The organism is Clostridium fallax (assembly GCF_900129365.1).
In the GTDB taxonomy this organism is placed as follows: domain Bacteria; phylum Bacillota; class Clostridia; order Clostridiales; family Clostridiaceae; genus Clostridium_AH; species Clostridium_AH fallax.
The window spans coordinates 13,336-26,888 of record NZ_FQVM01000019.1 but is presented as its reverse complement, the minus strand read 5'-3'; the positions used below and the strand labels follow the sequence as shown (position 1 = coordinate 26,888).

Genomic DNA, 13,553 nt, shown 5'->3' with positions numbered 1-13,553 from the left:
AGAACTAAATTAGTTCTATTTTTTTGGCTAAAAATAATATTTTAAGATAAAATTTAGTGTATTTTAATTTTTATTAACTACACTAACAAAGTTAATACAGCATATGAAAAATTAAAATTGGGTAACTTAAATACAAGAAAGGAGGAGATAAAATGAAAAAATTTTTTAAGAAAAACTTAAAATATATAACTATTCCATTGATTTTATTTGTTTTTTATGTGATCTCTTCTAATTTTGTTTTACCTAATATATCACAAAATTTTAATAAGGACAATTTAATAAATAGAATTCCTAAAAGCTTTTTGAAAGCAGAAGCAGTTAATGGAACTGCTACCATAAGAGATAAAAAGGATATAGAGCTTTATCCTGGTGGAGGTTGTTTAGGAATTAAAGTTTCTACTAGTGGAGTATTAGTGGTAGGATTTTCAGATATAGATACTACAAATGGAAAGGTATCAAGTACAAGTAGGGAAGCTGGTATACAAGTAGGAGATATAATACTAAAAATAAATGATACAAACTTAGAAAATACCAAACATTTAATTGAAATCCTTTCTAAAACAAAAGATGATAGTATAAAGTTACTATTAGATAGAGATGGAGACAAAATAAAAGTAAAAGTAAATGTAGTAAAAGATGAAAATAAAGCTAAAATAGGGCTTTGGGTAAGAGATTCTACAGCAGGAATTGGTACTTTAACTTTTTATGAAGAAAAATCAAATAAATTTGGAGCATTAGGACATCCAATAACAGATGTAGATACAAATTCTATCATAAAAATAAAAGATGGTAGGGTTATAGATTCTGCTGTTCTTAGTGTGAGAAAAGGACAGAGAGGAACACCGGGAGAACTAAAAAGTATTTTTGTAAATGAAGAAAAATATTTTGGAGAAATAAACAAAAATACTATTAGTGGTATCTTTGGAAGTGGAAAAAGAGAAATGCTAAAAAAATGTCAACTTAAACCTTTAAAAGTAGGATATAAAGAAGAAATAAAAGAAGGAAAGGCTCAAATTATATCAACAGTAGATGAGAATGGGCCTAAATATTATGATATAGAAATTGTAAAGCTATTATCTCAAGATAAACCTTCTCCTAAAAGCATGATAATAAAGGTAACTGATGAAGAATTATTAAAGAAAACTGGAGGAATAGTTCAGGGTATGAGTGGAAGTCCTATAATTCAAGATGGGAAAATAGTAGGTGCTGTTACTCACGTTTTGGTGAATAAACCAGATGTAGGTTATGGAATATATATAGAGTGGATGTTAGAAGAAGTAGGAATACTAAAAAAATATTAGTATTTAGAAATTTATCGTTAAAATATCATAATTATATTCATTGGATTTTAGAAATACTTCTTACGAATTTGCTAATTTATGTTATAATGAAGGTAGAAATCTGTAAGAAGTATTTCTATTTTCTTTTTTTCTATAAAATAAAAAAGTTTTTTCGAAAATAAAAAGGATTTAAAAAGGTTTTGTCGAATAAGTATTTTGACAATATTTGGTAGTGAAAAAGGGGAGAACAATATGCAAGAATCAAAAATATCAGTGTTAATTGCCGATGATAATAAGGAATTTTGTAACATTTTAAATGATTATCTTTTGAATCAAAGAGATATCGTTGTAACTGGAATAGCTAAAGATGGATTAGAAGCATTAGATTTAATTGAGGAAAGAAAACCAGATTTAGTTGTTTTAGATATAATAATGCCTCATTTAGATGGTTTAGGAGTTTTAGAAAGATTAAATTCTATGAATTTAGATCCTATGCCAAGAATTATAGTCCTTTCAGCAGTTGGTCAAGATAAGATAACTCAAAGAGCTATAACTTTAGGAGCAGATTATTATGTAGTAAAACCATTTGATATGGATGTTTTTACAAATAGAATAAGGCAAATGTTTAATAATACTATCTCAAGTGATAACTCTAAAAAGACTATTTCATTAATGGATACACCAGAAGTAAGAGTTGAACCTAAAAAAGAACCTATGGATTTAGAAGCTGAAATAACAAGTATTATTCATGAAATAGGAGTACCAGCTCATATCAAGGGATATATGTATTTAAGGGAAGCAATTACAATGGTAGTAAACGATATGGAACTACTTTCTGCAGTTACTAAAGAGTTATATCCTTCAATTGCTAAAAAATACAATACTACTGCTTCTAGAGTAGAAAGAGCCATAAGACATGCTATAGAAGTCGCTTGGGCTAGAGGTCAAGTAGATGCTATTAATAAGCTATTTGGATATACAATCCATAATGATAAAGGCAAGCCTACAAATTCAGAGTTTATAGCAATGGTAGCTGATAAGCTAAGACTTAAAAATAAAGTTAGCTAGGATTATGATTTTTCTTTACTAAAATATATATTTTTATAAACTATATGGAGTAAATGAAATCATATTAAAACAAATTTATTTTAGAATTAAAACATCAACTAATTAAATTTTTAAATTAATTAGTTGATGTTTTTAATATTATTATATTAATACTAGTTTATTAAATTATATAAATCTTAAAGTATATATTTTAAAATATAGTTTTTGTATTTTTATAATATTAACATTATATTGCTTAATAAATATAGTATAATTAAATAAAATAAATTACATAGATTAAAAAAATAAAAAACTATTTTATAGTTATAATTTTTTACACATTAGAACCATTTTCTCATGGGATTTTAATCCTCTTCTATGATAAAATCCTTCAGTTTTATCTTCTTTAGAAGTTAATAATATGATTTCTGATATTCCTTTTTCTTTTAAACGTTTTTCAAATTCATTTAATATAATTGTTCCTAGACCTTTACTGCGCATTTCATTTTTTACACAAAATTCTTTTATGTTAAAAATAGCACCATTATAAAATTGTTCTTCGCTTCCTAAAATCATGCCATAGATTAAATCATTTTCATAGGCTAAAATTCCATAAAAATCTTCGCAGTTTATCATTTGTTTTAATCTTTTTGATGCTGTCTCAACTGTCCACTTATCATTCCAAGGTGGTGAATTAAATGTATCAACATATATAATTGTAAGTGTTTCTATATCTGATATTTTTATTTCCCTAAAATCCATTATATACCTCCTATATTTTATATAAAATAAAACATTAATTAAATTATATAACAATTATATAATTATATGGTATTTACTTTCCCTAATTATTTAATTAATTTGTAGATTTAATATATTAAAACATATAAAATTTAAGAGATTTATATCTATTTAAAAGTATGGAATTTCTTAATATTAAGTGTTTTGCTAGAAGTTAACTATACACATATTTATTAATTATATTGAGCATAATATAAATAGTCTAACAAAAACTTATAATATTAAGGAGGAATTTTTATGTCAGATTATAGAGATAATGAAATGAAACATTCAAATAATAGTTTTTTTGGATGGATTGTAAGATTAATATTATTTGCAGTAGTTTTAGGACTAACATCATTTTTTACACCAGGGTTTAGTATTGTAGGATTGTGGTCATTTTTATTGGCTGCTTTTATAATAACTGTATTGGATTATTTAGTAGAAGCATTTATGGGTGTTGATGCATCACCACTTGGCAAAGGTATTAAAGGTTTTATTATTGCTGTGATAATAATTTATGTAACCCAATTTTTAGTACCTAATATGAGAGTTTCTATATTAGGAGCGTTATTATCTGCTATAGTTATAGGAATTTTAGATATGATATTACCAAGTAGAGTAATGTAATTATTTATATTTTTTAGAAATTTAATAATTTGGAAAAAGAGATATTTTAATATTACATTAAAATATCTCTTTTTCTCTTTCAAATAAAGGATTAAACCATATTTTTTTAAAGCTTTATTTATAAGTAAATCTTACTAAGTTTCTCATTATGTATTATGTAGTAAAATTTTCATTTGAAACACTAAATTATCCTAGATACATATAATAAATTGAATGATATATAGACCTTTTACAATTATTTTAAATGGAAGGTGATATTCTAATGATAATAGGAAAAAGGGCTGGTCATAGTGATAATTTTATAGGATCAGTAGGAATTGTAAATGAACATGAACAAATGAAAATATTAGATAAAATAACTACTGATATATTAGTAAAGTATGGTCATAAAGTTATAGACTGTAACAGTAATGGATATAGTGAAAATGAAGAGTTAAAGGAAGGTGCTGATAAAGCTAATAGTCAATATATTGATCTATTTTTAAGTCTTCATATGAATTCATTTAATGGAAAAGCTAATGGAACAGAATGCTTAGTATATAATGAATATAGTAAAGCTAAAGAAGTTGCAAAAAGAATTACTTTTAATTTATCAAAACTTGGATTTTTTAATAGGGGAGTCAAATACAATAGTAATCTTTATGAAATGAAGAATATTGAGGCTCCTAATATAATAGTTGAGGTTTGTTTTTGTGATTCTAAAGTAGATATAGATATTTATAATAGATATTCTTGGGAAGAATTAGGATATGCTATATGTAATGGTATAGATTATAATATTCCTTTGAGACCTCCAGAAGAGGATAATTTATATTATATAGAAACAAAGGTTTTAGATTATGGTACTTTAGGAATATATCTTTCACATGTAGTGCCTTATTTTTTAGGAGTAGTTATATATGCACTTAGTTACAGTAATAATATTTGGATTGAAACAGAATATTTAACAGAAGAGGAGGAAAAAAACTTAAGAGAGATATTAGTTAAAGAAAAGTTGTATTACAAAACTGAAGAGGAAAATGGTGAAAAGTATATAGTGACAAATTATTTACCTTATGGAGAATTTGGAGTAAATATTTTAGAAATTCTTAAGTATTTTGGTTCTATTAACTGTTATCTTTTAAGTGATGATAAGAAAATATGGTTTGATACTCAATGGCTAAATAAATATCAATGTGAAAAGATTAAAAATAGCTTAGGATCATGGGTATATGATATTAAATCTTAATTTATTTAAGATATAAATTTAAAAGAATGAAAAATTTTTATTTTAAATAAATTGTAAGATAAAAATCAAATAATATTAAATAAAAAGTTCTAAGATAATTTTATTCTTAGAGCTTTTACTATATTAATAATATTTTTTATTAATATAATTAATATTTTTTATAACATTATATTGAATTTAAAGTAATAATAGAGTATATTGATATTGTTTAGCTAATGTTACAATTTTTATTAATTAGCTTTTTTATATTACAGTAGATAATAAAAATTTTTATTATCTTATTACTACTTATTTAAGTATAAATCAAATAAGTTAGAATTAAGGTCTTAATTAAATTAAGGCCTTAATTTATTAGGAGGATAAATTTATGAAATTAATAGAGAAAACATTAAATGAAAAAACTATTTATGAAGGTTCTTTTTTAAAACTAATAAAACAAGAGGTTTTATTACCAGATGGAAATATTGCTAAAAGGGATATTTTAAGACATCCAGGTGCTGTTGCTATAATCGCTTTTAAAGATGAAAATACAGTAGTTATGGTAGAGCAATATAGAAAAGCTATTGATAGGGTACTATTAGAAATTCCTGCAGGAAAATTAGAAAAAGATGAAGATATATTAGAGTGTGCAAGAAGAGAACTAGAAGAAGAAATAGGATATACTTCTAATGATATTGAGTATTTAGGAAACTTTATAACTGCACCAGGATTTTGTGATGAAGTTATTCACCTTTTTAAAGCAAAGAATCTAAAAGAAAAATTTGCAAAAGGCGATGATGATGAGTTTATAAATATTAAGGAATTTTCATTAGAAGAAATAAAAAGATTAATAAAAAATGGAATTATAGTTGATTGTAAAACAATTGCAGCTTTGCAGTATATTTAAACTTATTAAAACTTTATAAGATTGTTTTTGGAGGTTATTAGTAAATACAGTAATAATATATTAAATTATAATAGAAAATATGGATATTTTATTATTTAAATATATAAACTAATTTAAAATGAAATTTTTATATAAAATTTAGTATTTTATATAGAGATTTTATTTATTTTATATAAAAATTAACAAATAAAAAATTTCCTCTCTTTAGAATATTAAGAAAGAAATTTTCATAAGTATTAGTAAACAGAGGAGGGGAAAGAGATGAATAAATTATTATGTAATTTAAATGAAACAATAGAAAAAAATAAATGGATATATGTTATAACAACTTTATTTTTGTGTATTGGATTTGTACTTGGAATTTATACTGTATACTATATGGGTCAAAATATGAAAGGGGAATTAATAAAATATTTTAATGTTCTTTTTCAAACATTAGAGGGAAACTCTATAGAATATGGATACTTAATAATTCAATCCCTTAAAAATAATTTAGTATTATTTTTAGTTTTTATGATATTAGGGCTTATTTCAATAGGAGGACCTATAATTCTTATACTTCTTTTAATAAAAGGATACTCATTAGGATTTACTTTTGCTTTAATAACAAGTTTATTTGGCGGAAAAGGTGTTGCAATATCCTTAGCAGCTTTAGTTCCTCAAAATTTAATTTTAATTCCTTGTTTTATAATATGGTCAGCTTTTGTTCTTCAAATATCTATAAATAAATTAAAAAATAAATTCGGAGAAACAATTACCTTAAAAGATTCTTTATCAGGATCTGTTAATTTTATTATATTTATAGTATCAGCTTTATTAATAGGAATTGTTATAGAGGCTTTTCTAACTCCAACAATTTTAAAATATATGATAACTAGAATAGGGTTATAAAAATAAACTATTGTGTTACAAATTGTAATACATTTATTATAGATTAGTAAAAGAGATATTACTTTATAAAAAATTAATAATAGAATATAAAATATAGAATATATATTTTTAAAAATTATTTATTCTATATTTTTTTATTTTAAAATTTAAGTTAGTTAAAGTTATTTGTAAAATAAAGATATGTAGTAAATATAAATAATGGAAATTAAGAAAGTTTATGAAAGTGATTTCAATATAGGTATTATCAAGTTAATCAAGAAAAAATATTAAAAATATTTGCATTTTAATAAAGAATAGTGTAGAATAAAAGTGTAAAGTATGTAAAGGTTACCATACATATATACATTATAAATATACACAAAATTTTTGGAGGTAATTAGTTATGAGAATGTATGACATAATACATAAAAAAAGACAAGGGGAAGAACTTTCAACTGAAGAAATAAATTTCTTTGTTGAAAACTATACAAATGGAACTATACCTGATTATCAAGCATCAGCTTTATTAATGGCAATATTTTTTAATAAAATGAATAAAAGGGAAACTGCTGATTTAACTATGGCAATGGTTAATTCAGGAGAGATATTAGATTTATCAGCTATTGAAGGAATAAAAGTAGATAAGCACTCAACTGGTGGTGTAGGTGATACTACTACTTTAGTTTTAGGACCTATGGTAGGATCATTAGGAATTCCAGTTGCTAAAATGTCAGGTAGAGGTCTTGGACATACTGGTGGAACTTTAGATAAATTAGAAACATTTAAAGGCTTTACAATAGAAATGCCAAAGGATAAATTTATAAATAATGTTAATACTATTAAGTTAGCTGTTGGAGGACAAACAGGAGATTTAGCACCAGCAGATAAAAAACTTTATGCACTAAGAGATGTAACTGCAACAGTTGATAATACTTCATTAATAGCTTCAAGTATAATGAGTAAAAAAATAGCAGCAGGAGCAGACGCTATAGTTTTAGACGTTAAGGTTGGAGAAGGAGCATTTATGAAAACTCCTGAAAACGCATACGAACTAGGTGGAGCTATGGTTGAGATAGGTAAGCATGTTGGAAGAAATACTATAGCTGTTGTTTCAGACATGGATCAACCACTAGGAAAGGCAGTAGGAAATGCTTTAGAAGTTGAAGAAGCAATAAATACATTACAAGGAAAAGGACCTAAAGACTTATTAGAATTATGTTTAACATTAGGTTCAAATATGGTTGTTCTTGCTGGAAAAGCTAAAGACACTGATGAAGCTAGGGAAATGCTTATGGAAACAATAACTTCTGGAAAAGCAATAAAGAAATTTAAAGAATTTATCTCAGCTCAAGGTGGAAATACTGAAGGTATAGACGATACTTCAAAATTACCAAAAGCTAAATATATTATGGAAGTTAGAGCAGAAGAAGAAGGATACGTAAATAAAATCCATGCAGAAGAAATTGGAATAGTTGCTATGGAATTAGGTGCAGGAAGAGCTACTAAAGAAAGTGTTATAGATCTTGCTGTAGGTATAGTTCTTGAAAAGAAAAGAGGAGACTTTGTTAAGAAAGGTGATATAATCGCATACGTTCATGCTAATGATGAAAAGAAAGGCGAAAAAGCTATAAGAGGAATTCTTAACAACTATGTAATAAAAGCAGAAGCTCCTAAAGAAATTCCACTAATATATAATGTAATTCGTTAATAAAATCTAAGTAAATTATTTTTATATTTAAAATAAAGACCTTCTTTAAAATTTTAAAGAAGGTCTTGTTTAATTTAGAAAACAGGTATTTTTTAAATTATTATTTTAATCTTTTAAACATTGTGGGAAATATTTATTTCCAGAAATGTTTTTTCGGTTGTGTAATGAATTAAAAACTATTTAATATCAGCTTTCCATAATCCATGAATATTACAATAAGCATATACTGCTAATGGTTTATCATCTACAACAGTAAATGATGTCTTTGGTTCTTTATTAGGATTTAAGTATTTTAATTGTCCACCTTTTTCAGTTTGTAGATAAATCCATACTATATAATGTTCTTCAATCATTGGATGAGGAGTTGAACCTATTTGTACATGGATAACTCCGTCTTCAATTTTTATATCTGGAACATGCTTTTCTATAGAAGCATCAGTTGAATCAGCCACTAATTCTACCATATTTTCTCCGCAACAAACTATTGGAACTCCTGAATTTTTAATGAATAGGACCATATTACCACAGTGCTTACATACATAAAATTTTAATTCGTGCATTTCAAAATCCTCCTTAATAGATAAATAAATTTTTATATTATAATACAAAAGGTGGATTAGCTGCTATAGCATAGACTCTTTGACCTAGTTCTTGGTCAAGTAATAAGAGACCACTATCTCCAGCTAATTTTAATCTTTTAATATTATCTTCTGTATTAGCTTCTTCTTCAGCTTGTTCTGATATAAACCAAAGTAGAAATTGAGATGTTCTAAAATCAGATTCATCACGAGCTATAGTTGCAAGGTTATTTATTAATTCACTAATTTTATGTTCGTGAGAAAGAGTTGTTTGGAATACATCCATTGGTGATTCAAAACTGTCTTGTGGCTTTGGAATTGAGTTGAATTTAACTGTGCCACCTGCATTTTGCAAATATTTATAAAAAAACATAGCGTGATCAGTTTCTTCTTTATATTGAACCATGAACCAGTTAGCAAAACCTTTTAAACCTTTAGACTCAAAATAGTTAGACATAGATAAATAAAGATAAGCAGAGTATAATTCATAGTTAATTTGATCATTAATAAGATTCTCTAATTTTTTTGAAACCATTTTACTTACCTCCTTATTGTTATCTTTATTAAAATTATACAACAAAAAAATACTTAAACAAGAAAAAAGTAAGAAAATTCATATATGTTTAAATACTTTGTTAATTAAATTTATAGTTATCTATTATTTATTAAATAATGTTAAATTTTTTCTAATAAATATAAATAAAATTTTATATTAATATATTTATATTTTTATTTAAAGAAATTAATAAGGAAAGGAAAGTAATTTGAAAATTGAAAATTAATAATTAATATATTTTGAATATTATGATAATTATTTTATTCTTTAACTAATCTAATTGACAAAAACAATTTAAGTAAATATAATATTAACAACAAGTAATTACTTGTTAATAATACTCCTATTTAATACACATTTTAAACATATCTTTGTATTATACTTTATGGCAATTGATAAAAACTATTAATTAAGTTTTTAGATCCCTATATTACCTCTGCATTATAAGTGCAGAGGTTTTTTTTATTTATTTTTAAAAGTTATTAATTTATATAAATATAAATAATTATAGAACATAAAGTTTTACATAGAATATTTATTTCACAGTGTAAAGGATTTTTCAAATTAATGAAAAATCCTTTCTCTTTATAATTAATACTTATTAAAATTCTATATAAATATATGGAATTTATAAAATATGAATATATAATTTTATATAGATAATCGTAAAGGCATTTTAATATAATTTTTATTTATAATTGAATATATATAAAATAGATATTTTAAATTAATTTAGTATTAAAGATATTTTTTAATCTTACTTTAGATATTCTTTCTTCAATTTCATCAATATTTGTGGTATAAAGATTTAAAGATTTCATTCTATTAAAATATTCAGATCCAGCAAAGGTATATCTATTTTTCCTACCATCTCTAGTTTCAGCCTTTTCATTTGCATATTTTATAATATCTCCAATAGAAATATTAGTTGGTAATATAAGCAATGGAATGCCAAGACAATTACGAACAGCATTATGACCAGCTAAAGTTCCTGTACAGATAGCTTCTCATCGACACAACAATTTGCAATATTTTAATGTTTAATTATAGAGAGTACTTTTAGTTTTCATAATATTGTATTTAAAAATATAGAATAAACATTAAAATTTAAACAAATATCTTTTTATTAAAAATATATGTTATTTAGAATCTTCATTATAAAGATAAATATGAATAAGACTTTCTTTAGAGGTCCAAGTTATTTTACTTATAATTCGAGAGATTATATGTTTTTTTTCATCATTATTTAGAAGTCTTATATTTTTAAAGAAGTTTTTATTAAAGTCCTTTAAGGGAGAGATTTTAATATCTTCATTATATTTATTTTTTTTTCCGTTATTTGATGAAAGGTTAGATATGTTTTTCTTTAGGTTTTCATTTTCATTTTCTAAATTTTCTATTTCAGAAATTATATATTTATTAGCTTTAGAGTTAGAATTTAATGCAAGTTCTCTAACAAGATTTTTTATTAAACTAAGATTTTTTTCTAAACTTTTTTTTAGGAATTCTATTTCTTTTAATTGTATATCCTCTTTATTTAAATTGTAATTAGTTCTATTGATTTTTTTTATAATTTTATTAGAATCTACAGAAATGTCTTTTAGAAAATTTAAAATAGCCCTTTCTAAATCTTTTGAATTTATATTACCATTAGTACATCTTGTTCCTTTTGAATAATTTTTTAATCTACAACTATAATAAAAGTTTTTATTACCATGTATATCTTTTTTTCCATGAATAACTCCCATAGGAGATCCACAAACACCGCATTTTAAAATCCCGGATAATAAAACATTATTAGTTTTACCAAGTCTTGGAGATTTGGATTTATTCTTGGTTAAAATTTCTTGAACTTTTAACCAAGAATTTGAACTTATTATTCCATCATGATTTGCAATAGAAGCAATCCAAAGGGATTTATCTCTATAGATATTTTTTCCTTTCTTTTTATTAAAAGTTAATATTCCATGCTTAGAATTAGGGGTACCTATACAGGAAATATTATTATTCTTTAAGAAATTAATAACCTTCTCATCAGCCATAACGTAAGTAGGACTTTTTAATAAATCAGAAATAGCTCTTACATTCCAATTTGCTCCAAGTTTAGTTTTATAGTTATTTTCTAATAACCATTGATTTACCTTTCTTAAAGATTTATATTTAAGATATTTTTCAAATATTTTTTTTACTAAATTGATTTCATAATCAATAGGTATTAATTTATAAAAAGATCTTTCCTTAAAGTTTTCATCTAAATAAGAAACCTTTTCACTTTTATATCCTAGAGGAGTTTGTCCCCCTAACCAACGACCAGACTTAGAAAGTTCTAACATATTATCTTTAACTCTTTCGGCTATAGTTTCTCTTTCAAGTTGAGCAAAAACAGAGGCTATATAAATCATAGCTCTACCAATTGGTGTACTAGTATCAAATTGTTCTTTAATAGATATGAAATCTATAGAATAACTTTGTAATAATTCTAATGTTTTAGAAAAATCAGCTACATTTCTAGAAATTCTATCTAGCTTATAACATATAAGTATTTGAAACTTTTTACTTTTACCATCCAATAAGAGTTTTTTAAAATTTGGTCTATTTAGATTTTTGCCAGAATACCCCTCATCTTCATATATTATAAAATCTTCAATATTTTTATCTTTTAGATGATTAATAGCATAATCTTTACATATTTGAATTTGATTTTCTATAGAATCACCTTTTCCAGTATAAATTGATTTTCTACTATATATTGCAGCAATCATTTATTGTTCACCTCATGAAATTTAAAAGAATAGTATATTGTAATAAAATTTATATAGATTTATTCTTAAATTTTAAGAATTTCTATTTTATAATAAACACAATTAACATTTACAGACTTTTATACTTGTTAAGGAATAGAAAATATATATAATATAATTTTGAAATGTTACAATATGTAATATATAATATAATTAGGATATAAATAAGGGAGGGGAGTTCTTTTGAATAATTTAAAACTTTATAAGAAGAAGTTTTCTATATATGGAATAACAGGGATGTTTTTTTCCATTTTAGGTATAATGTGTTCCTTTAGCTACATTGGTAATTTATCTTTAGGGCAAATTCTTTTAAGGCAAACAAATTCTAAAGTTTTAACCTCTGTGGTGTCATTAAGTTTATTTGCTATTTCTATTTATATAGGAAATAAGTTTAAAGATGATTGTATAGCTAAATTAGGAAAGAAAATTAGCATTTTTATGTTTCTTTTATTAGTTATTTTATCTATAATAACTGCTTTAAGTATTTTATAAAACAAATAATATCTTATTAAATAAATTAAAATTATGAAGTATTTTACATAATTTCAGGCCATTATAAAATTACATTTTAATTTGATAAAATTTTATTAATAAAGTTAAGCTAAATAGCTTAACTTTATATTTTTATCTTAAATAAGAGTTATTATAATCATTTTTAGAAATATTATAATATAAACAATTTACTATTTTATTATCTAATAAATATAATTTTACATCTTTATTAAATTTATATTTAAAATTACATTTTTCTATAACTCTTTTAGAGTTAGAATTAAAATTGTAATGACAACACCAAATTAGGTCTAATTGAAGATTTTTAAAACCATGCTCAATTAAGGTGTTTACTGCTTCAGGAATATATCCATTTCCCCAGTATTTTGGATTTAATACATATCCAATTTCTCTTTGGTTTAAGTTCTTAAGAGAATCATCTGGAATTCTATTATGAAGACCTATACTACCAATTACTTTATTTTGTGATTTTAAAACAATGGCATAACAATCTTTATTTCTTATAAACATTTTAAGAATAGATTTACTTTCTTCTCTATTTTTATGAATACGCCATCCAGCATTAGGGCCAACTCTTTTATCTCTTGCATATTCATATAAATCCTCATAATCTTCTTCAGACCAATCTCTTAAAACTAATCTTTTTGTTTCTAATGTTTCCATTAATATTGTCCCC

At 23.9% G+C, this 13,553-nt stretch carries 13 protein-coding genes and 1 pseudogene; 8 read left to right on the top strand and 6 right to left on the bottom strand.

All coding sequences use genetic code 11. The annotated features are described in order from the left end of the window. The first annotated feature begins 152 nt into the window (after nucleotides 1-152). Both spoIVB and spo0A read left to right on the top strand, forming a co-directional pair. Complete coding sequence (gene spoIVB, locus BUA70_RS09455) at nucleotides 153-1,301, top strand: SpoIVB peptidase (protein WP_072896705.1); 1,149 nt, start codon at nucleotides 153-155, stop codon at nucleotides 1,299-1,301. A 231-nt stretch (nucleotides 1,302-1,532) separates the two neighbouring features. Beyond that, entirely contained in the window at nucleotides 1,533-2,348 is an 816-nt protein-coding gene (spo0A, locus tag BUA70_RS09450) for a sporulation transcription factor Spo0A (RefSeq protein ID WP_072896703.1), read from the top strand. 303 nt (nucleotides 2,349-2,651) lie between these two features. Here spo0A and BUA70_RS09445 read toward each other — a convergent pair whose 3' ends face one another. Continuing rightward, nucleotides 2,652-3,089, bottom strand: a complete 438-nt coding sequence (locus BUA70_RS09445; protein ID WP_072896701.1) for a GNAT family N-acetyltransferase — start codon at nucleotides 3,087-3,089, stop codon at nucleotides 2,652-2,654. A gap of 276 nt (nucleotides 3,090-3,365) precedes the next feature. Between BUA70_RS09445 and BUA70_RS09440 the strand changes: the two genes are divergently transcribed. The 5 genes from BUA70_RS09440 to BUA70_RS09420 all read left to right on the top strand — a co-directional run bounded on the left by BUA70_RS09440 (nucleotide 3,366) and on the right by BUA70_RS09420 (nucleotide 8,429). Then, nucleotides 3,366-3,737: a phage holin family protein gene (locus BUA70_RS09440; protein WP_072896698.1), complete on the top strand. Its 372-nt coding sequence runs from the start codon at nucleotides 3,366-3,368 to the stop codon at nucleotides 3,735-3,737. A 262-nt stretch (nucleotides 3,738-3,999) separates the two neighbouring features. Next, nucleotides 4,000-4,965, top strand: a complete 966-nt coding sequence (locus BUA70_RS09435) for an N-acetylmuramoyl-L-alanine amidase (protein WP_072896696.1) — start codon at nucleotides 4,000-4,002, stop codon at nucleotides 4,963-4,965. A 367-nt stretch (nucleotides 4,966-5,332) separates the two neighbouring features. Then, complete coding sequence (locus tag BUA70_RS09430) at nucleotides 5,333-5,851, top strand: NUDIX hydrolase (protein WP_072896694.1); 519 nt, start codon at nucleotides 5,333-5,335, stop codon at nucleotides 5,849-5,851. A gap of 261 nt (nucleotides 5,852-6,112) precedes the next feature. Continuing rightward, on the top strand, nucleotides 6,113-6,742 hold the full coding sequence (gene spoIIM, locus BUA70_RS09425) for a stage II sporulation protein M (protein ID WP_072896691.1): 630 nt from the start codon (nucleotides 6,113-6,115) through the stop codon (nucleotides 6,740-6,742). 382 nt (nucleotides 6,743-7,124) lie between these two features. Then, a complete protein-coding gene (locus BUA70_RS09420) occupies nucleotides 7,125-8,429 on the top strand; it encodes a pyrimidine-nucleoside phosphorylase (protein ID WP_072896688.1) in 1,305 nt (434 codons plus the stop codon). A 176-nt stretch (nucleotides 8,430-8,605) separates the two neighbouring features. Here the strand turns inward: BUA70_RS09420 and BUA70_RS09415 are convergent, their stop codons facing one another. The 4 genes and pseudogenes from BUA70_RS09415 to BUA70_RS09400 form a co-directional block, all read right to left on the bottom strand. After that, nucleotides 8,606-8,989: a desulfoferrodoxin family protein gene (locus BUA70_RS09415; RefSeq protein WP_072896686.1), complete on the bottom strand. Its 384-nt coding sequence runs from the start codon at nucleotides 8,987-8,989 to the stop codon at nucleotides 8,606-8,608. Nucleotides 8,990-9,026: 37 nt separating this feature from the next. Continuing rightward, nucleotides 9,027-9,542, bottom strand: a complete 516-nt coding sequence (locus BUA70_RS09410; RefSeq protein ID WP_072896684.1) for a ferritin — start codon at nucleotides 9,540-9,542, stop codon at nucleotides 9,027-9,029. Between the two features lie 743 nt (nucleotides 9,543-10,285). Continuing rightward, a pseudogene (locus BUA70_RS09405) lies at nucleotides 10,286-10,570 on the bottom strand (FAD-dependent oxidoreductase); the annotation flags it as partial. Between the two features lie 132 nt (nucleotides 10,571-10,702). Beyond that, entirely contained in the window at nucleotides 10,703-12,325 is a 1,623-nt protein-coding gene (locus tag BUA70_RS09400; protein ID WP_072896682.1) for a recombinase family protein, read from the bottom strand. Nucleotides 12,326-12,547: 222 nt separating this feature from the next. Here BUA70_RS09400 and BUA70_RS09395 point away from each other — a divergent pair, with 222 nt between their 5' ends. Continuing rightward, a complete protein-coding gene (locus tag BUA70_RS09395) occupies nucleotides 12,548-12,856 on the top strand; it encodes a hypothetical protein (RefSeq protein ID WP_083573505.1) in 309 nt (102 codons plus the stop codon). A gap of 132 nt (nucleotides 12,857-12,988) precedes the next feature. Here BUA70_RS09395 and BUA70_RS09390 read toward each other — a convergent pair whose 3' ends face one another. Next, nucleotides 12,989-13,540 carry a GNAT family N-acetyltransferase gene (locus BUA70_RS09390; RefSeq protein ID WP_072896679.1) on the bottom strand — a complete coding sequence of 184 codons (552 nt, stop codon included), beginning with the start codon at nucleotides 13,538-13,540 and terminating at the stop codon, nucleotides 12,989-12,991. Nucleotides 13,541-13,553: the final 13 nt, after the last annotated feature.

Coding starts and splice junctions, on each gene's coding strand:
- spoIVB (WP_072896705.1), top strand. CDS start 153: ATGAAAAAATTTTTTAAGAAAAACTTAAAATATATAACTATTCCATTG.
- spo0A (WP_072896703.1), top strand. CDS start 1,533: ATGCAAGAATCAAAAATATCAGTGTTAATTGCCGATGATAATAAGGAA.
- BUA70_RS09445 (WP_072896701.1), bottom strand. CDS start 3,089: ATGGATTTTAGGGAAATAAAAATATCAGATATAGAAACACTTACAATT.
- BUA70_RS09440 (WP_072896698.1), top strand. CDS start 3,366: ATGTCAGATTATAGAGATAATGAAATGAAACATTCAAATAATAGTTTT.
- BUA70_RS09435 (WP_072896696.1), top strand. CDS start 4,000: ATGATAATAGGAAAAAGGGCTGGTCATAGTGATAATTTTATAGGATCA.
- BUA70_RS09430 (WP_072896694.1), top strand. CDS start 5,333: ATGAAATTAATAGAGAAAACATTAAATGAAAAAACTATTTATGAAGGT.
- spoIIM (WP_072896691.1), top strand. CDS start 6,113: ATGAATAAATTATTATGTAATTTAAATGAAACAATAGAAAAAAATAAA.
- BUA70_RS09420 (WP_072896688.1), top strand. CDS start 7,125: ATGAGAATGTATGACATAATACATAAAAAAAGACAAGGGGAAGAACTT.
- BUA70_RS09415 (WP_072896686.1), bottom strand. CDS start 8,989: ATGCACGAATTAAAATTTTATGTATGTAAGCACTGTGGTAATATGGTC.
- BUA70_RS09410 (WP_072896684.1), bottom strand. CDS start 9,542: ATGGTTTCAAAAAAATTAGAGAATCTTATTAATGATCAAATTAACTAT.
- BUA70_RS09400 (WP_072896682.1), bottom strand. CDS start 12,325: ATGATTGCTGCAATATATAGTAGAAAATCAATTTATACTGGAAAAGGT.
- BUA70_RS09390 (WP_072896679.1), bottom strand. CDS start 13,540: ATGGAAACATTAGAAACAAAAAGATTAGTTTTAAGAGATTGGTCTGAA.